Consider the following 20,113-nt stretch of genomic DNA (forward strand, 5'->3'; position numbering starts at 1 on the left):
GCAAATTTAAGGAAATAAATAGGTTATAGCCTCTAAATATAGACTGAAATTGTTAATACAATCATGATGAAGAGTAACAAAATCCCAACCAGAGGCATAACAAAACGTAACCATTTATTGAAACCAATTTTTACTATGGCTAAAGAGGCTAAAATTAGACCTGTAGGATTTATAAAAGCGAATAATCCCATACCAAACTGATAGGCATTTACAACCAAATCACGACCAATACCCACGCCATCTGCTAAAGGTGCCATAATAGGCATGGTTAATACTGCCATTCCTGAAGAAGACGGAATAAAGAAAGATAATGCACTATAAATGTAAAGCATGGCATTTATAAAAACCCCTTTGTTCATGCCTTCGGTTAAAGAACTGGCGTAAAATAATAGAGAATCGCTTATTAAACCATCTTCCATTAAAACGGTAACACCGCGCGCAATTCCAATAATAAAAGCAACACCTAATAAATCGTTTGCTCCTTTAATAAAGGTTTCTACAAAAACAGATTCTTTAATACGTGCAATAATTCCTATAATAACGGCTCCTACAAGGAACACGGTTGTCATTTCTAAAAACCACCAATCTAATTGTGATACGCCATAAATCATGACCACAAAACACAATAAAAATAAGATTAAAATTACTTTATATTTCAATGTTAATGCAACAGTATTTTCAAGATTTGTTAGAGGAAATTGACTTTCAATCTCGTCTTTTTGATCGAAAATAATAGATTTACTAGGATCCTTTTTAACCTTTTGTGCATAACGAATAATGTATGCTAAACAAATTAATAACCCTAAAACCAATACAACTAATCGTGTTGTTAATCCGGTAGTCCAATTAATTCCTGCAGCATCTGATGCAATTATGGTACAAAATGGATTGACTGTAGATGCCAAGGTCCCAATACATGAACCGATATAAATTGAAGCCAAGGCAACCATAGCATCGTACTTTGCGGCTATAAATACAGGTATTAGAATAGGGTAGAAGGCAATGGTTTCTTCGGCAAGACCAAATGTGGTTCCTCCAACAGCAATTAAAAACGTAATTACAATTATTAAAATATATTCTCGCCCGTTTAAAGTTCTGGCTAGCGAAGAAATACCTGCTTCAAAAGCACCACTAAAATTCATAATTCCGATGAAACCACCTATAATTAAAACAAAAAGGATAACATCTATCGCCTCCATAATCCCTTTAATTGGCGATTGTATAAAAGCCATTATACCTTGAGGTTGAGAATCTAATGTATGGTAAGTGTTTGGAATTCCTATTGGTTTCCAAATATCTCCATTCTTAAATTTATCAATCGGAATTTTGATATCGAAGTTTTCTAAAGTTTCCTGAGTAGCAGGTAATACTAAACGTTCTGTTTTCTTTGTTTGTGTAAACGTATCAGAATCTTTATTGTAAGTTAATCTATCGTATTTTCCAGCAGGAATAATATATGTTAACAGTGCAACTACGGCAGCTATAATAAGTAATACTGTTAATGCTGTAGGGAATTTAATGGCTTTCATAAAAGACATTTTTTTTGTTTTTGTAGGCAGAAAGGTAATACTATTTTTACATTTGAACTTTTAAGAATACAAATTATGTTGAAAAATATACATTCAGATTGGCAAACCTTATTACAAAGTGAATTTGAAAAGCCTTATTTTAAAAATTTATGGAATTTTGTTGAAAATGAATATGATTCTAATATTTGTTATCCTCCAAAAAACGAAATTTTTAATGCCTTTAATTCTTGCGCATTTAAAGATGTAAAAGTTGTTATTTTAGGTCAAGATCCGTATCATGGTCCCGGACAAGCAAATGGGTTGTGTTTTTCTGTTACCGATGGTATTTCTCATCCTCCTTCATTAAAAAATATTTTTAAAGAAATTGAAACCGATTTAGGAACAAACTATCCTGAAAGCGGAAATTTAGAACGTTGGGCAAATCAAGGTGTATTATTATTAAATGCAACTTTAACCGTAAGAGAACATGATGCAGGAAGCCATCAAAAAAAAGGATGGGAAACGTTTACAGACCACATTATTTCACTTATAAATGCTAAAAAAGAAGGTGTTATATTCTTATTGTGGGGAGGTTATGCAAAAAAGAAATCTAAATTAATTGATACCGAAAGACATTATATTTTAACCTCTGGACACCCGTCTCCTTTAAGTGCAAATAGAGGGTACTGGTTTAACAATAAACACTTTAGCAAGACTAACTCCCTGTTGCAGCGTAATACACAGTCTGAGATTCTTTGGTAGGTATTTTTTTTACTTTATTTGAGGGTTCTATGGCTTTAGCCGAAACACGACTACTCACTTTATTACAACTAAAAGTTAGTAATAAAATATTGATAATAACGAGTAGCACAATAACTGATAAAATGGTTAATAGCATATACTAATAAGTTGGTTGATTAAACTTATGAATTACTTTATAACTGACCTAAACATTTATTTAATTTTCGATGTAATCGATTCTATTTATTCTGAATCTAAAATAAATGTAGCTACAAATTAACGTAATATATCCCAACTATAAATTAATAATTCTATTCAAAGTATACATAATTAAACGCTCAATTAACAAACCTGGATCTTTACTAAATTGCCCTGTTGCACGATTTGCTATAATTGCATTTAAAGACAATGCTTGATGACCAAGTAATGCAGATAATCCATAAATAGCAGCCGTTTCCATTTCAAAATTCACCACTTTCAAATCTTCAAATTTAAAAGAATGTAAACGATCATTTAAAATAGGGTCTTCAGTCTTTAATCTTAAAACTCTGCCTTGGGGACCGTAAAAACCACTTGCTGTAGCAGTTACACCCGATTTTGTTTCTTCTGAACTAAAAAGCGCTTCTAAAACAGCACTGTTTTTTACTAAAATAGGATACGATTTATTGGTATTCCATTTTGTATGTGCTACAAAAGCATCCTCAAAAGGTTTATTTCTTATTCCTTCTATATCATAAAAATGAAGCATTCCAGAAAAATCTAAACCGTAAGCACTTAGTGCAAAAGAATCTACAGGGACTTCTTTTTGTAATGATCCAGAAGTACCAACACGAATAATATTTAAAGATGTTAATTCTTTTTTAAGCGTTCTGGTTTCAAAATCGATGTTTACTAATGCATCTAATTCATTTAAAACGATATCTATATTATCGCAACCAATACCAGTCGAGACCACACTTATACGTTTGCCTTTATATACTCCTGTTTCAGTCTTAAATTCTCTTTTTTGTATAGAATACTCGACCGAATCAAAATGCTTCGTGATTTTATTCACACGATCTTGATCGCCAACTAATATAATGGTGTGTGCAATGTGTTCTGGTTTTAAATTTAAATGATAAATGCTACCATCTGGATTTAAAATTAATTCTGATTCTTTAATTTTCATGATCAGTTGCTTGTATTAATTTATTTAATTTAATATCAAAATTAAAATCTTTTTTATTTACGCCACCGTAAACCATGTTATCACTAATAAGAGACTCGAAATTTGCTTCAGATTTTAAGGCTTTATTTCCATCTTCATTTAACGTTAAACTTTGTTTGGTTTCGTTAAAAAACACAGAAAGTCTATCTATAATACGTTCGAATTGTAGATCTCCATAACCATAAAACCCTTGATAGTTTAGAGCATATCCTAATAAATGATTTCTAGAATGAATGTCTCTACAATTTACTATTTTAAGAATATTAAGTTCTAATTCACTTAATCCATTTTCTGAATTTGGAAAGCGCTGTAAATGCGCTTTTAAACAATTACTTAAATAATCGAAAGAAGAATGTTTAACAATATATGGTTTCAATAAATTATGATCTTTACCATTATAAAGCTGCCAAAGTGTACGTGCCAAATCTTTATCTTCTGCAGTTAATCGTACTCGTGCTTCATAATGATCTGTAAGCTGAGAAGAGCTTAACTCTGCTAAACCTTTTAGTTCCTTAACACCATGTATTCTTCCACTACAGACTAAAAACAAGGGTAATTTTATTTTTTTCTGAAGTATTAAATTAATGACACCTATTAAATTTATATGACAAAATAAATCATATTCAAACCAAAGTATGATTTCAGTATAATTTTCAATATGATTTAAGACTTCTAAATCTTGTTTTAATTTAATAACATCTGCTTCTATATCATAAAACTCATGTAAAAATCGGCGTCTTATTTCTATAAATTCATCAGAATTAATATGTTCTATTGTAGGCCCTTCACACAGCATTTCGTGCCATGTTAGAATATCGCCGTGCATTTCTAGCTCTTTCAGGTAGTTTGTTAGCGCACCACCGTTTGTGATATGTAAAGTTTTAGATTCCATATTTTAACCTCCAACACGTTTAACATTAAACCCTTTTTCTTTTAAAATAGTCATAATTTTATCACGGTAATCGCCTTGAATAATTATTTTATCGTCTTTAAAACTGCCTCCAACACTAAGTATTTTTTTAAGCTCTTTGGCTAATAATTTAAAATCTTCTGTAGCACCAGTATAACCGTCTAATATGGTAATAGGTTTTCCTTTACGTTTCTCGTATTTACAAAGAATAGGATCGTCCTGAATCCATAAATTAGAATCTGAAGTCGATGTTTCTTGAGGAACCTCTTCATGTTCAGGGAACAGGTTTTTTAACTGGTCTTTTAAATCCATAGCAAGGAAATATTATATTATTTAATTAAACCTAATTCTACTAAGCGTTCATGTAAAAATGTGCCTGCAGTAATATCATCAAATTGTTTTGGGTGATTGTTGTCTATACAATTCTCTAAAACATCTAATTTCATGTCACTAATAGGATGCATGAAAAAAGGAATAGAGTATCTAGATGTACCCCACAATTCCTTAGGCGGATTAATAACACGGTGAATAGTAGACTTTAATTTGTTGTTTGTATGTCTAGATAACATATCGCCAACATTAATCATAATTTCATCGGGTTGCGCAATAGCATCAATCCATTCGCCATCGTTATTTTGCACTTGTAAACCACGACCTTGAGCCCCCATTAATAAGGTAATTAAATTAATGTCTCCATGTGCAGCAGCACGTACAGCTTCTTTAGGTTCGGTTGTAATAGGAGGGTAGTGTATTGGGCGTAAAATGGAATTTCCATTCTTTATATATTTATCAAAATAGGTTTCTTCTAAATCTAAATATAAAGCTAAAGCTCGTAAAACATATTTAGCCGTTTTTTCAAGCATCTTGTATGCGTCTTCACCAACAGCATTAAACTTCGGAAGTTCTGAAACCAAAACGTTATCCGGATATTCTGCTTTTAATTGATCATCATCTTCAACATATTGTCCAAAATGCCAAAATTCTTTTAAGTCTCCTTCTGTTCTACCTTTAGCATGTTCTTTTCCAAAAGAGGTATACCCTCGTTGTCCTCCAATACCTGCAACTTCATACTTTGCTTTAGAAGCTTCTGGTAAATCGAAAAAATGTTTTATTTCAGAATATAAATCAGATACTAATTGGTCGTCTAAAAAATGTCCCTTTAATGCAACAAATCCTATATCTTCATAAGCCTGACCTATTTGGTCTACAAAGTGTTGTTTTTTAATGGGATCGTTAGAAATAAAAGATTTTAAATCTACACTTGGAATACTATTCATATATATCAGTTTTTACTAAGCTGGTTCTACAAATGTACAAAAAACAACGAAAGAATTTTTAAACAATTTTTAAGCCTATTTAAGCCTTGATTTTCAGCAGATCACTCTAATTAGTTAACTTTATTTATGGACTATTGTCTAATTTTAAACAGCACAAACTGTATTAGATTTAGTCATTAATAGTAATCTAAAACACATAATGAACTAGTTGTTAAAAAATTACAATTAAAATGAACGGACTATACTATTACTATGCATTTCTTCAGTACATTTATAAACCACTAATATGTAAATAGATATGAAGTCGATAATCTATATTTTAACCGTATTTTTATTTATAGGATGTAAATCTGATCAAAAAGAAGTTATAACACCTGTTATACAGCCTCCAATTGCAAAAATAGACTCTAAAGAACTAATAATACATGGAGATACAAGAGTCGATGATTATTTTTGGATGCGCTTATCTGATGAACAAAAAAAAGCAACAATTCCAGATGTGCAGACTCAAGACGTTATAGACTACTTAAATGCAGAGAATGAGTATTTAGATAAAGTAATGAGTCATACAGATTCACTTCAAACGATATTGTATGATGAAATTATTGGTAGAATAAAAAAAGATGATGAGTCGGTTCCTGTTAACCATAACGGATATGCTTATTATTCTAAATATAAAAAAGGTAATGATTATGCATTGTATTGCAGATCTAAACTTGGAAGTGATAAAGAAGAAATTATGCTAAACGGTCCCGAATTATCTAAAAGTTTAGCGTATTTTGGGATGGGAAATCAAGAGGTTAGTTCAAACAATAAACTGCTAGCTTATGCTGTAGATACTATTTCTAGAAGACAATACACTATTTATTTTAAAAATTTAGTAACAGGTAACTATCTAGAGGATCGTTTGGAAAATACAGCGGGTAGTGCGGTTTGGGCAAACGATAATAAAACGGTATTCTATTCTACTAAAGCCCCGGAAACCCTAAGAAGTTATAAAATATTTAAGCACGTATTGGGAGAACCACAATCGCATGATGTTTTAGCTTATGAAGAAAAAGATGATACGTTTGAGTGTTTTGTCTTTAAATCAAAATCTGAAGCATTTATATTTATTGGAAGTTTTCAAACTTTATCAACTGAATTTCAGTTTATAAATGCAAATACACCAAATAGCGAATGGAAAGTTATACAGCCAAGAGAAAAAAATTTAGAATATACAGTAGACCATTACGCAAATCATTTTTACATTAAAACGAATATTAACGGCGCTAAAAATTTTAAATTAGTTGAAACTCCAATTCATGCAACAACAAAAGAAAATTGGGTAGATGTTATACCACATCGAGACGATGTTCTTTTGGAAGATTTCGATTTGTTTAAAAATTATTTGGTAATCACAGAACGTAAAAATGGATTGAGACAACTTAGAGTTAAAAATTGGAATGGAGACGAACATTATTTACAATTTAAAGATCCAACATATTTAACATATACAACGTCAAATTTAGATTTCGATACAGCTATTTTAAGGTATAATTATGCTTCTTTAACAACCCCAAATAGTACTTTAGAATACAATATGAAAACCAAAGATGAAGTGTTGCTTAAACAAGAAGACGTTTTAGATCCTAATTTTAGCCCAGATCATTATACTTCAGAACGTTTATTTGCCACAGCTACAGATGGTACTAAAATTCCAATTTCTTTAGTTTACAAAAAAGGAATAACAAAATCTGGTCATAATCCGTTACTATTATATGGGTACGGTTCTTATGGATCCATAATAGATGCTAACTTTAATTCTAGTCGATTAAGTCTCCTAGATCGCGGATTTGTGTTTGCTATTGCACATGTTCGTGGTGGGCAAGAAATGGGAAGAGCATGGTACGAAGACGGTAAATTATTAAATAAGAAAAACACATTTACAGATTTTATAAACTGTGCAGAATATTTAGTAGATGTTAAATTTACATCTCCAGAACATTTATATGCAATAGGTGGTAGTGCAGGAGGATTGCTTATGGGGGCCATTGTAAATATGAAACCTGAATTATGGCACGGCGTAATTGCTGCAGTTCCTTTTGTAGATGTAGTATCTACCATGTTAGACGAAACTATACCTTTAACCACATTTGAATTTGATGAGTGGGGAAATCCAAAAGACAGTATATATTATAATTATATAAAATCGTATTCTCCATATGATAATGTTGAAGCTAAAGCCTATCCAAACCTATTAATTACTACTGGGTTTTGGGATAGTCAAGTTCAATATTGGGAGCCTGCAAAGTGGATAGCAAAATTACGAGCAACCAAAACAGATGATAATTTACTTATTATGGATTGTAATATGGATGTTGGACATGGTGGTGCTTCCGGTCGGTTTGAACGATACAAAATAAACGCATTAGAATATGCGTTTTTACTAGATTTAGAATATAATTAAAACTAAAAAGTATTATGCCTATATTCAATGCTTTAAGGTGGTTACTGAATATATTTGAACGAATTAATATTTTTAAGAGGATTTAATCAAAACAAGATGGTATTAAGTAGCATAACATTTTTGTATGTTTTAGTTAAAAAATTAACATAACGTGATTTTGAAATTATAATTTTAACAGTTAATGAATTTCAATTCGTTAAAAGAATACTAATGTTAACATTTTTTAGGAATGATTGTTGTTAGGATTAAAATTAAAAAATTATTTTTGGATAGTACTAACTCACCCGAATGAAACACATTTTTATACCCTTTACATTTCTATGCATTTCCACATCTGCATGGTCGCAAATAGATACTAAACTACCTAACGCTATAAGTATCCCTGCTATAGAAAGTGAAGAGGGAGAAGCTACAGAAACAAACAGTTTAGACATAAAGCCTCTTGAAGCTCAATCTTTAGATGAGCCAGACACTTCTAACAAAGTAAATGGTTTAACAGTATATAAGCGCCCAGATCTAAATGTAGAAGAAGAGTTTTCTATGTTTAATAAAAAACAATATGCAAATCCTGCAGAGTTATTCCAAGGTAATTTGGATAAACAATTACAAATGCCAGAATCTGAAGCCGTAAATCCAAATGCCGTGGGGAGTTTAGTAGATGTGTATTTTGGTGATTTTGAAACCGAATCTAAAACAGTAAATATAGCTTACAGAGATCATCAAGCTTTTGATGGAGATAGAGTCATGGTATATTTTAATGAGGATATTATTAAATCTAATGCTTTACTAACAACTGGTTTTAGTGGCATGACTGTTGAATTACAACCTGGACTTAACAAAATTGAATTCCAAGCACTTAACACAGGGAGTTCTGGACCTAATACAGCTGAATTTAGAATTTTAGATGATGATGGAAATTTTATTGCTGGTAACACCTGGAACTTAGCTAAAGGTGTAAAAGGTTCTATTATTATAGTAAAAAAGTAAACAAAAATCACTTCACAAGCCTTTTAAACCTACAAAAAATAATTTCTACTTAACTATTTAATTAAATAGTTTTTTGTTATGTGTTAATCAAATTCAAATACTTACATTATATTTGTAAAAATATGAATTGCTTTAACTTATTTTCTCATAGTTAAAACACTCATTTTCAATAACATAATCTTCAATTTAAAACAAGTAGTAATTTATGGCTAAGTCTCAACAGACGTACAATAAAATCGAAAAAGAAAAAGCACGTCAAAAAAAGCGTGAAGAAAAATTAAAGAAAAAAGAAGCTAGAAAAGCTGAATCTAAAGACAGTCAGGGTATTCAATTTGCCTATGTAGATCAATATGGTAATTTAACAGATACACCACCAGACCCGTCAGATAAGATAAAAGTAGATGCAGATGATATCGTACTAGGTATTCCTAAAAAGGATGATAGCGATATTGAAGAAGTAGATCCTATACGTAAAGGAAAAGTTTCCTTTTTTGATAGTTCTAAAGGTTTTGGATTTATTATTGATGCAGAAAATTCAGAAAAATATTTCTGTCACGTAAGCGGATTATTGGATACTATCATTGAAAATGATAAAGTTCAGTTCGAATTAGAACGTGGAATGAAAGGAATGAATGCGGTGCGAGTTAAGAAAATTTAACTTAACCGCATTCATTTATTTTTTACTTATTGTATCTTTCTCTTAACAAACCATTGCCCTGCTAAACTGATGTTTAGTGTAAGTAAGTGGTAATTTTCTTGAATAAGGCCATCATAAATTTGGCCTTTTTTCCCGTATGTATAAGCTAAGTTTAACATAGATAATCCATCATAACTTAATGGGATACCTATTCCTATATTAGCACCGTAGTTATATATCTTTTTATTGTCAATTTCTAAGTTACCAGAATCGTAATTAAAACCTGCACGATACTCTACATTATTCCAGAATTTTAATGGATTTGCACTAGGCGCAAACTCTACACCTAAAGCTAACATATTCTGATCTACAAAAGTTCCTAACTCATCTGTTTGATCTGTTTTAGACCAATATTTCATTCTATAATCTATAGCAACGTTTACTTGATCTAAGAATCGTTTTTGTATACCAAATCCAACTTCTAAAGGCAATTTAAAATCATCTAAATCATCTGTATATTCAATTTGGTCATCGTAGTATTGAGATACCGTTGTTTCTTTATCTCCACCTATTAAACTAGGAAATGTTACAACAGCACCTACTGTAACATCTTTTATAGGCTCATATTGTACACCAGCTCCGAATTGAAAACCAGAATAACTATTACTATCGTAAATGGTTAATACATTAGATCCAATATAGTTTACTTCATTCTCTATAATTTGACCAAATAATACAGATCCCGTAGCACCTACACTTAAATTATCGAGTAAAGAATAACCATAATTTAATTTCAAACTGTTTATACCTCCAGAACCATCAATGTCACTAATAAAACTACTTGTTGTTCCTTCAATATCTGTTTCAATATTTGATAGACTATAACCAACATTAGTATAAGGTATAAGTGTAACACTTACTCCCGATTTTGCTGATAAGGGAAACGCAAAAGCCATATTTGAAAAATTAGCTACATTTTTAGTTTCTTTAACGCCTCCATCAATTTGCACACCATATTCCGATTTCATACCAACATCAAAAAAGAAGGTTTTTAAAGGAATAGAAGCTAAAGATGCCGGGTTTAAATTATTTATAAACGTGCTAGAACTATTTGCAATACCTGTACTACCAATTCCTGATGTTTTCCCTGTGTAAGTCGAATTAAATGTTCCTAAACCATATAATGAATAAGGCGAACTTGTAAGCGAATTACTTTGCGATAAAACAGATATAGAAGTAAAGAAGCAGAGTGTGAGCGTGGTTAATAATTTATATTTATTAATATTCATAGTCATCGTCGTATAATGCATAGTTTAATTCTAAAGTTGTTTTTAAGTCAGAGTTTTCGGAATCTTCACCTTCTAAAATATAACGGTCTACAGATTCACTATAACCTTGACCAGTAATTCCTAGAAAAAGGTTTTGAGAGTTAACTTCATTTAATTTTAAATCAAGAAAATATTTTATAGGGATAACATACGTTATATAACCATTATTTAATTCATCTTCTATTTGTCTTCCATAAACAGTACTTCCTGTATAATCTACAAGTTGATATGAGGTATCATTAAATTGATCGATAACATACACGTTTAAAGAATCTCTAATAGATAAATTATCACTATCTGTATTATGCTTTATAGATATTCTTAAATTTGCATCCATAATAGACCCCGAACCTTTAATAGAATTTATACTTTCTATATAAGGAATATCAACTCTAGTTGCTAAACCACTACCTGATTGTATATAACTTGTATTGTCTGTTACTTTACTAGATACTTCATCAGACTGGTCTACTAAACTACTTAAATCTGGATTAATTGTAGTTTGTGTTATACTATGAAAACTATCTGCAGAATTAAAAGTTATATCAAAATATGATTCATCTCCGTCTTCTACAATGTCTTCTTCGGGTATAGTATACCATATACGTAATTTAGAACTAGTACTAATTCCTAAAACAGCAGTATTATTATCATCTGATACAATAGATATACCTTTATATTCTTCAGTTAATTCATCAGTATTATTAATTGTATTATCTTGAATTTTGTCAAAAATATCTTGTCCAAAATCATTGTTTAATGTAAAATGGATTGAATCTTCACGAATAGGAGTAGGAAGAAAGTCTATACTTCCAAGAGATGTTGTCCCTATATCAAATGTAGTTGTATTATAAAAATAAGTACCATTATCGTCTGGTGTTATTTCCTCTAAAACTTTATATACATTAAATTTTTGTCTAGACAGCGTATCGTTATAGTAATAATCTGTATAATCTAATATCAAAGCTACAGAATCAAAAACAGCATCATCATCTATATCAAAATCATCTGTATACAATTCAAAATAAGGAGTTGCTTTAATTTTCCCTAATATAGGATCAGAATAGCCACCCATAATATATTGGCTAGTTCCGGAAATTGCTAACGAGTCGAATTTGTAAGTAGAGGTTTCTACTGAAAATGTGTCTATATAATACACTTTAGTTCCATTATTAATCCAATCTTCACCTACTTCAGACACAGATGTTGAATCAGCTTCACAAGACGCTAAAAGAGTTATAAAACAACAGGCGCCAAACAGCGCTCTAAAAAAAATTGAATTCATATTTCATTTTTAAAATCTTGCGAACTTACCATCTTATAATTTAGATTAGAAAATTGTTAGACAAAACCCTATAATATGTCTTCAAACTGTTACATTTACACTATTTACAAGTTTAACCGTATTCATCGAGTATGAAACAGTGTTTGTATAGACAAATGCTTAGCCTATCTACTTTATTTTTTAACGTTCTCTAATGCGTGTAAATTTGAGGTTCTAATTTAAAAGAGGCTGATACTTTAAATAAGTCAGTAATAAATTATAATAAATGATTCTAAATATGATTACAAATTCAACAAAAGTTTTAGTGTTATGTGCACTAACATTAAGTCTATTTAACTGTTCCAGTGATGACGATAACGATAGAGGAAACTGGATAGAACGCTCTGTATTCGATGGTGTGCCTCGAAGCAATGCCGTTGGTTTTGTTATAGATAATTATGGTTACATGGGTACAGGATATGATGGAGATGATTATTTGGTTGATTTTTGGCAATATAACATTGACGGTGATTATTGGGTACAAAAAGCAGATTTTCCAGGTACAGAAAGAAGTTCTGCAACAGGATTTGCCGTTGACGGATTAGGATATCTAGGTACAGGTTACGATGGTGTAGATGAATTAAGTGACTTCTGGTCATACAATCCAAATACAAACCTTTGGACTCAAAAAGCAGATTTTATGGGAGGTGTTAGACAAGCTGCTATAGGTTTTTCAGGTAATAGTGCAGGTTATGTTGGTACTGGTTACGATGGCGATAATGATAGAAAAGATTTTTACAAATACAATACCACTACAGATACATGGTCTGAACTTGTAGGTTTTGGAGGTGAAAAACGTCGTTTCGGAACAACATTCACTATTAATGATAAAGTATATATTGGAACAGGTGTAAGTAACGGTTTATATAAAACTGATTTCTGGGAATTTGATCCAAGCACTGAAGTATTTACAAGTTTATTAGATTTAGATGAAGAAGATGACTATAACGTTGTTAGATCTAATGCTGTAGGATTTTCTATCGATGGTTTAGGTTATATCGTTTCTGGTTATAATGGTGGTGTTTTAAACAGTACTTGGGAATACAATCCTGGTACAGATGAGTGGGAAGATATTACTGGATTAGAAGGCTATTCTCGTCAAGATGGATTAGCATTCTCTAACGGTTCTAGAGCATTCGTTCTTTTAGGTAGAAGCGGAAGTTTATACTTAGATGATAACTATGAGTTATTCCCTCAAGAAGACTACGATGATGAAGATTAATTTTAGCTAATCTTTTAAGATTAACTATTAATTGTTTGTTTTTTAATTTGTTTATTTTTAAAATCCCAAGATATAGTGATGCATATCTTGGGATTAAATTAATAATTTTATGAGGAATGTGTTAAAATTTGTGTTTGGATTTGGCTTAATTATCTTAATAGTAGCCATATTTTTCCAAACAAATAAGAATTCAACTTCTTCGATATTCAATGCTAAAGTTTATACCGTTAATTCTGGCTATGGCTATAAAATAACCATGAATGATAAACTTTTAATCAAACAGGATTACATACCTGCTATTCCTAAAAATATTCCCTTTTGTAACGAAGAAGACGCTAATACAATAGCCGATCTTGTTATCAGTAAACTTGAAAATAAAATAGCTCCTACAATTACTGTAGAAGAGTTAGAAAAAAATAATATTGACCTAAATTGTTTAAATTAGCAATCATAATCAAGAATGAGTAAATCAATAAATCTATTGAGAAACTTAAAAAAAGAAGGCTTGATACATATTGTTATTTGGGCGATTTTTTTGTTTCTATTCTTCCTTCAGGTTTATTTTAATACGGGTAATTTCTCATTTACCTTTTTAAACTTCCTTGTTGTTGGTATTCTAGTTTTTTATGTAAACTATCTATTCTTAGTTCCTAAATTCTTACTCAACAAAAAAAAATCTTATTATTTAATATCTGTAATTAGCCTAGTTATATTAGGTTTGGTATTAATAGAGTTTATTCTTCCAAAACCAGAAAATCTACTCCACATTACAGAATTAGAAGATTACAACAAACCTAATTTTAGGGTTTTTCGTTTTGGACTACCCTTATTTTTCAATCTTATTTTAGTCGTTATTGGTACATCTATAAAAATGTATTCTGAATGGGATAAAAACATCCAACTTCAAAAAGAAATTGAATCTCAAAAATCTTCGGCTGAATTGCATTTTTTAAAAAATCAATTAAGTCCACACTTTCTATTTAATTCTCTAAATAGTATTTATTCTTTAACCAGTAAAAAATCTAATGATGCGCCAGAAGCTGTCATTACACTTTCAGAACTGATGCGTTATATGTTATATCAAGCAGATAATGATTTTGTAAAGTTGAGTGACGAATTAGATTATATTCAAAATTACTTAAAGTTACAGCGTTTAAGAATTGCAAGAAACCAAGATGTTACGCTAAACATTAGAGGAAGCGTTTTACAACAAAAAATTAGACCCTTGTTACTAATTTCATTTATCGAAAATGCTTTTAAGTACGGTACAGATTTTAAAGGAAATACATTTGTATGCATAGAAATTAACGTTAATGCTAACGATCTAGATTTTAAAAGCATTAACTTAATTGGTAATAGAAAACAAGATCCTGAAAACTCCGGTATAGGTTTACAAAACACTAAAGAACGCTTACAATTACTATATCCAAATCAACATAAACTTGAAATTGAAGAAGTGAGTAATCAATTTATTGTACATTTAAACTTAAATCTAACGGTATGAAATGTATAATTATAGATGATGAACCTTTAGCGATAGATGTAGTAGAATCGTATTTAAATCAAATAGGAGGTATAGATATTATTGCAAAATGTACCAATCCTTTAGAAGCCATTACACAACTTAATAAACAACATGTAGACTTGGTCTTTCTAGATATAGAAATGCCTAATTTAAGTGGTATAGATCTAGTAAAATCTATTGAAAACTTACCTCAATTTATTTTTACAACTGCTTATCCGCAATACGCCTTAGATGGGTTTAATTTAAATGCTACAGATTACTTAGTAAAACCCATTCCTTTTCATAGATTTATAAAGGCCGTTGCAAGAGCTAAAGAAAAATACGAATTACTAAACTTAAAGCCTTCTAATTTTTCATCTGCGGAAGGTCCTCATATTAAACCAGAAAACGATTTTATTTTTGTAAAGTCCGAATACGAAAACATTAAAATCAAGACGGAAGAGATTACTTATATACAAGGTTTAAAAGATTATATCAAAATCCATATCGAAGGTACTAACAAAGCAGTAATTACATTGTTAAGTTTTAAAGATATGTTAGAAAAATTACCTAGAAATAATCATTTTTTGCGTGTTCACAAATCATTTATAGTAAACGTAAATGCCATTAAAGCTTTGCAAAAAACTAAAATTGTACTTCAAAACGAGATGAGAATTCCTATTGGAGAAACCTTTAAAAAAGATGTTTTAGAACGTTTAGGGGTTTAAGTTAATCGCTGTCTTTACATCTTTTAGTTCTATTGCTTCTCCAGGTTGCATGCCTTCTAATGTAATATGTCCTACACGTACACGTACCAAACGTAATGTTGGAAAACCTACAGCAGCAGTCATTTTACGAACTTGTCTAAATTTGCCTTCATTTAAAGTAATCGATACCCAAGAGGTAGGACCATGTCTATCGTCTCTTAATTTTTTTCCACGTTCAGGTAAATTTGGTGTTTCTGTTAGTTTAAAAGCAGGACACGGTTTTGTATTATACTTCTTTCCGTTTATACCTATTTCTACACCATTTTTTAAGCACGTTATAGCGTCTTCGGTAATGTCTCCATCTACTTGTGCATAATATTCTTTATCTACTTTTGAACTGTTTACAAAATAGCACATTTTACCATCTGTAGTTAATAGTAACAAACCTTCAGAATGTTCATCTAAGCGACCAATAGACATTGTGCCTTCTGGAAATGCACCTAATTCTCCAAGTAATTTTTTACTATTCTGCTTCTTTCCGTTATTTATAAACTGACTTAAATAACCGTAGGGTTTAAATATTTTATAGTGATGATGCATCGTTTTTAAACAGATTCTTTTAAGATTTTAAATACCAATGCTTTTGTGAGTTTTTCTCCTGCAGATTTCTCTCTAACATGATCAAAAGAGACTCTAAAGTTACATCCCGATTTAAATGCACTACAGCCATAAGCGGTTTTTCCTTTTACAACTGTGCCTTGTTTACATTTCGGACAAGTTAATGTATCGGGAACGTCTTGCTTTTCTTGTTTTTTAATGTTGACTTTAGGTTCTAGGACCAATTTAAAATCATCATCAAATCGTAATAAACCTTCTACTTTCTCTTCACCAACCTTGAATCCTTTTAAATTTACAGTAGATCCTTTTTGGAGCAATCTAATATATTGTTTCTCAGATATTTTTTTATCACTGAAACTAAATGGCAAGACAAATTTACATCCGGACTTAAAGTTACTACAGCCATAAGCCGTTTTTCCTTTAATTAATTTACCTTGTTTACACTTCGGACAGGTTTCAGATAAAATTCCTGCTTGTTGTTTTGCTTCAACTTTAGCGGCTTTCTTTTGCACTGTAGCGGCATAAGAAATATTGGCGCGTTTGGTTTCACTACGAACTTCGTAAACCAACTCATCTACCATACGTTTCATGTTGTTTATAAACGTACCTGCATTATATTCGCCTTTTTCTATATCTTTTAATTGCTTTTCCCAAAGTCCCGTAAGTTCTGCAGATTTTAATAATTCATTCTGAATAACATCAATAAGCTGCACACCAGTTGTTGTTGGTAACAATTGTTTTTTATTACGAACAATATATTTTCTTCTAAATAGTGTTTCAATAATGTTGGCTCGTGTAGATGGTCTCCCAATACCGTTTTCTTTCATTAATTCCCGCAAATCATCATCGTCTACCTGTTTTCCTGCTGTTTCCATAGCTCTCAATAGGGTCGCTTCTGTAAACTGATTTGGCGGTTTGGTTTGCTTTTCTAAAAACGAGGGTTCATGAGGGCCTTTTTCCCCTTTTACAAAGGTTGGTAAAATTCCGGTTTCTTTTTTCTCCTTATCGACCGATTCAAAAACTACACGCCATCCTTTTTTAAGGATTTCTTTTCCTGTGGTTTTAAAATTCACTTCGGCAGCTTTACCAATTACTGTAGTATTCGATACGGAACAATCGTCGTAAAAAACGGCTATAAATCGTTTTACTATAATGTCGTAAACCTGTTGTTGATTGTATTGCAAATTAATCTGAATTCCAGTTGGAATAATAGCGTGGTGATCGGTGACTTTTTTATCGTTAAATACTTTTGCCGACTTCTTAATTTTTTTCCCTAAAAGTGGTTCTGTTAATGTATTATACGTTGTTAATTTCTGAAGAATACCATGTACTTTAGGGTACACATCATTCGGTAAAAATGTAGTATCTACTCTAGGGTATGTCACTACTTTCTGCTCATATAATTTTTGAACAATTTTCAAGGTTTCATCTGCCGAAAATCCGAACTTCGTATTGCAATACACCTGTAATCCTGTTAAATCGAATAATTTAGGAGCATATTCGGTTCCTTTCTTCTTGGTAATAGAGACAATTTCAAAATCATCTTCTTTAACTTTATTGGCGAGAATCTCTCCATCTTCCATCTTTAGAAAACGCCCTTCTTCATAACTAAATAAGGTGTCTCTATACATGGTTTGTAGTTCCCAATACGGTTGTGGCTTAAAGTTTTCAATGTCTTTAAATCGGTTAACAACCATAGCTAGAGTAGGGGTTTGTACACGGCCTATAGAAAGAACTTGCTTATAACCTCCATGTTTAAGGGTATATAAACGTGTAGCATTCATTCCTAAAAGCCAATCTCCAATGGCTCTTGAAAATCCTGCGTAATATAAATTATCGTAATCTTTAGACGATTTTAAATGCTCGAATCCTTCTTTAATGGCTTCTGTTGTAAGCGACGAAATCCATAACCGTTGTACTTCTCCTTTATATTCGGCTTGATCTAAAACCCAGCGTTGTATTAATTCTCCTTCTTGACCAGCATCCCCACAGTTTATAACCAATTCGGCTTTATCAAAAAGACTTTTTACAATTTTAAATTGCTTTTGTATTCCAGAATCGGAAGTGACCTTCGTTTTAAACTTATCCGGAAGCATAGGAAGATTATTTAAATCCCAACTCTTCCAATGTGGTTTATAATCGTTAGGTTCAAACAACGTACATAAGTGACCAAAAGTATAGGTTACCGCATAGCCATTACCTTCATAATATCCATCGTGTTTAGTGTTAGCGCCTAAAACAGATGCAATTTCGCGGGCAACACTTGGCTTTTCTGCAATACATACTTTCATTTCCTTTCCTTAAATAACAGCCTGTAAAAATAGAACTTTTATGGTGTATAATAAAGTAGAGTTATTAGGAGTTATTAACGAATTCGTGCTACTGCGTTTCATAAAAAAGCGAAACAAATTAACAAAAATATATTCTGTTAGACTTTATGATTAAAAATTACAGCTCAATAAATGACATATTCTATTAAAGAGAAATATCCCATTGCACTCTAAAACGTAAACCATTATCCAAAACTCCGGTTTGATCTTCAAAATTAAAATAAGTAAATTCTGTTGTCAATTTGTTACGGTGTCCTCCTTTAAAAAACCAATTGAAGGCTAAACCATATTCTTCTTCTAAATTATTTGAAAAATTGGTATTCGGAACATAATACGTATAACGCCCAGCGACTTCTAAAGGCTTAGGGAAGAAAGAAGACCAATTAGATAAAAAATATCCCGCTTGAAAGTAAGCCCCTTTTAAATTTGTAGTTTCAGCGTTTACATGATCGTAAATTTCTTTAATATGAAATTCGTTTTGCCAAGAAAACCCACGATACATAAATGCGGTTTCTAACATAGCTTGTTTTACTCTATACTGTCCAGATATACCATCTTCAAAACCATCTAATTGTCCACCACCTGATTGAGAAAATCGGGTGTATTTACTTGTGTTTGTTACTCCCGCCACAGCTATTAATCCTGTAAATTTTTCATGAAAACTAAGATCTGAACCAATAAAACCTAATTCTCGTCCAAATAAATTGTATTGTAAACGTCCAACATACATCAGGTTACCATCATCATTTTCACTTATAGAACGACCAGCTCCTGTAAGAATAGAGAAATTATAGTTAAAATCGGTAGATGTTCCAGGAAATACACGCCCAAACAATTCCATTCCTTGTTGTCTATCTAAAGTAAAAGGGCGAGTAATAATAGAGCGATCTACAAGCTGTTGTTTTCCTGAAGAAATAACACGTTCTCGGTTATAATAGGTTTTCCACTGACCGATTTTAAGTTTTAGAAACTCCCATTTTTCAACCATAATTCTAAAATCTAACAAATTTCCTTGAGATAATTCATACTCCCAATAATATTTAAGCCAAGGTTCAAAAGCATGACCTCCAACTTTTAAACGGGCTCTGTTTATTTTAAAAACGGGTTGACTATCATTGTAAACTTCATCGTAACTTATAGGGTTTTGATCACCCGGTGTGGCAAATCTAAATTGTAAACGCGATTCTATATGCAGTAAAAATTGATCATCCGAGGTTTTAAATTGAAATCCCTTATTGGTATATTTTACATCAATTTTAGGAATATTAACGGAATCTATCTGGCTATAACTTGTGGTAATAGTGAAGAATAAACTAAATAATAAAAAGTATACAGATGGGGTAGTTGTTAGTTTCATATATAAT

Annotated in this window: 18 protein-coding genes; 8 read left to right on the forward strand and 10 right to left on the reverse strand. The window is 31.2% G+C overall.

Annotated elements, in window-relative coordinates:
* Positions 1–32 precede the first annotated feature (32 nt).
* Positions 33–1,529 (reverse strand): YfcC family protein, encoded by a 1,497-nt coding sequence (locus Q1B05_RS08470; protein ID WP_299779582.1) that lies wholly within the window; start codon positions 1,527–1,529, stop codon positions 33–35.
* Between the two features lie 75 nt (positions 1,530–1,604).
* Here Q1B05_RS08470 and Q1B05_RS08475 point away from each other — a divergent pair, with 75 nt between their 5' ends.
* Positions 1,605–2,270, forward strand: a complete 666-nt coding sequence (locus tag Q1B05_RS08475; protein WP_299779584.1) for a uracil-DNA glycosylase — start codon at positions 1,605–1,607, stop codon at positions 2,268–2,270.
* A gap of 274 nt (positions 2,271–2,544) precedes the next feature.
* Here Q1B05_RS08475 and Q1B05_RS08480 read toward each other — a convergent pair whose 3' ends face one another.
* From Q1B05_RS08480 to Q1B05_RS08495, 4 genes are read right to left on the reverse strand one after another with little or no spacing between them, the layout of a single operon-like run.
* On the reverse strand, positions 2,545–3,417 hold the full coding sequence (locus Q1B05_RS08480; RefSeq protein ID WP_299779586.1) for a nucleoside phosphorylase: 873 nt from the start codon (positions 3,415–3,417) through the stop codon (positions 2,545–2,547).
* Positions 3,407–4,348 (reverse strand): DUF1835 domain-containing protein, encoded by a 942-nt coding sequence (locus Q1B05_RS08485; RefSeq protein WP_299779588.1) that lies wholly within the window; start codon positions 4,346–4,348, stop codon positions 3,407–3,409. The genes Q1B05_RS08480 and Q1B05_RS08485 overlap by 11 nt, the downstream gene beginning before the upstream one ends.
* Positions 4,349–4,351: 3 nt before the next feature.
* Positions 4,352–4,678, reverse strand: a complete 327-nt coding sequence (locus Q1B05_RS08490) for a translation initiation factor (protein ID WP_299779590.1) — start codon at positions 4,676–4,678, stop codon at positions 4,352–4,354.
* A 17-nt stretch (positions 4,679–4,695) separates the two neighbouring features.
* Positions 4,696–5,643, reverse strand: coding sequence for a 2-oxoglutarate and iron-dependent oxygenase domain-containing protein (locus Q1B05_RS08495; RefSeq protein ID WP_299779592.1), 948 nt, complete (start codon positions 5,641–5,643; stop codon positions 4,696–4,698).
* 298 nt (positions 5,644–5,941) lie between these two features.
* Here Q1B05_RS08495 and Q1B05_RS08500 point away from each other — a divergent pair, with 298 nt between their 5' ends.
* The 3 genes from Q1B05_RS08500 to Q1B05_RS08510 all read left to right on the forward strand — a co-directional run bounded on the left by Q1B05_RS08500 (position 5,942) and on the right by Q1B05_RS08510 (position 9,737).
* On the forward strand, positions 5,942–8,092 hold the full coding sequence (locus tag Q1B05_RS08500) for a S9 family peptidase (protein WP_299779594.1): 2,151 nt from the start codon (positions 5,942–5,944) through the stop codon (positions 8,090–8,092).
* 288 nt (positions 8,093–8,380) lie between these two features.
* Positions 8,381–9,079: a hypothetical protein gene (locus Q1B05_RS08505; RefSeq protein WP_299779596.1), complete on the forward strand. Its 699-nt coding sequence runs from the start codon at positions 8,381–8,383 to the stop codon at positions 9,077–9,079.
* Positions 9,080–9,284: 205 nt separating this feature from the next.
* On the forward strand, positions 9,285–9,737 hold the full coding sequence (locus Q1B05_RS08510) for a cold-shock protein (protein ID WP_299779598.1): 453 nt from the start codon (positions 9,285–9,287) through the stop codon (positions 9,735–9,737).
* Positions 9,738–9,763: 26 nt separating this feature from the next.
* Here Q1B05_RS08510 and Q1B05_RS08515 read toward each other — a convergent pair whose 3' ends face one another.
* On the reverse strand, positions 9,764–11,005 hold the full coding sequence (locus Q1B05_RS08515) for a hypothetical protein (RefSeq protein WP_299779600.1): 1,242 nt from the start codon (positions 11,003–11,005) through the stop codon (positions 9,764–9,766).
* Complete coding sequence (locus Q1B05_RS08520; RefSeq protein WP_299779603.1) at positions 10,995–12,329, reverse strand: DUF4270 family protein; 1,335 nt, start codon at positions 12,327–12,329, stop codon at positions 10,995–10,997. Before Q1B05_RS08520 ends, Q1B05_RS08515 begins: the two co-directional genes overlap by 11 nt.
* Positions 12,330–12,606: 277 nt before the next feature.
* On the opposite strand from Q1B05_RS08520, the gene Q1B05_RS08525 reads away from it, so the two are divergent.
* The 4 genes from Q1B05_RS08525 (at position 12,607) to Q1B05_RS08540 (ending at position 15,822) form a co-directional block, all read left to right on the forward strand.
* The gene (locus Q1B05_RS08525) at positions 12,607–13,590 is read left to right on the forward strand and encodes a kelch repeat-containing protein (RefSeq protein WP_299779605.1); all 984 of its coding nucleotides are present in this window, start codon (positions 12,607–12,609) and stop codon (positions 13,588–13,590) included.
* Between the two features lie 109 nt (positions 13,591–13,699).
* The gene (locus tag Q1B05_RS08530; RefSeq protein ID WP_299779607.1) at positions 13,700–14,035 is read left to right on the forward strand and encodes a DUF4907 domain-containing protein; all 336 of its coding nucleotides are present in this window, start codon (positions 13,700–13,702) and stop codon (positions 14,033–14,035) included.
* 15 nt (positions 14,036–14,050) lie between these two features.
* Positions 14,051–15,094 (forward strand): histidine kinase, encoded by a 1,044-nt coding sequence (locus Q1B05_RS08535; RefSeq protein WP_299779609.1) that lies wholly within the window; start codon positions 14,051–14,053, stop codon positions 15,092–15,094.
* A complete protein-coding gene (locus Q1B05_RS08540; protein WP_299779611.1) occupies positions 15,091–15,822 on the forward strand; it encodes a response regulator in 732 nt (243 codons plus the stop codon). The genes Q1B05_RS08535 and Q1B05_RS08540 overlap by 4 nt, the downstream gene beginning before the upstream one ends.
* Here Q1B05_RS08540 and Q1B05_RS08545 read toward each other — a convergent pair.
* From Q1B05_RS08545 to Q1B05_RS08555, 3 genes are all read right to left on the reverse strand, one after another.
* Entirely contained in the window at positions 15,811–16,401 is a 591-nt protein-coding gene (locus tag Q1B05_RS08545) for a pseudouridine synthase (protein ID WP_299779613.1), read from the reverse strand. The two genes, Q1B05_RS08540 and Q1B05_RS08545, sit on opposite strands and share 12 nt — an antisense overlap.
* A gap of 5 nt (positions 16,402–16,406) precedes the next feature.
* Positions 16,407–18,710: a type IA DNA topoisomerase gene (locus tag Q1B05_RS08550; protein WP_299779615.1), complete on the reverse strand. Its 2,304-nt coding sequence runs from the start codon at positions 18,708–18,710 to the stop codon at positions 16,407–16,409.
* Between the two features lie 184 nt (positions 18,711–18,894).
* Entirely contained in the window at positions 18,895–20,106 is a 1,212-nt protein-coding gene (locus Q1B05_RS08555) for a porin (RefSeq protein ID WP_299779617.1), read from the reverse strand.
* Positions 20,107–20,113: the final 7 nt, after the last annotated feature.

Source organism: uncultured Formosa sp. (assembly GCF_947500765.1).
Taxonomy (GTDB): domain Bacteria; phylum Bacteroidota; class Bacteroidia; order Flavobacteriales; family Flavobacteriaceae; genus Formosa.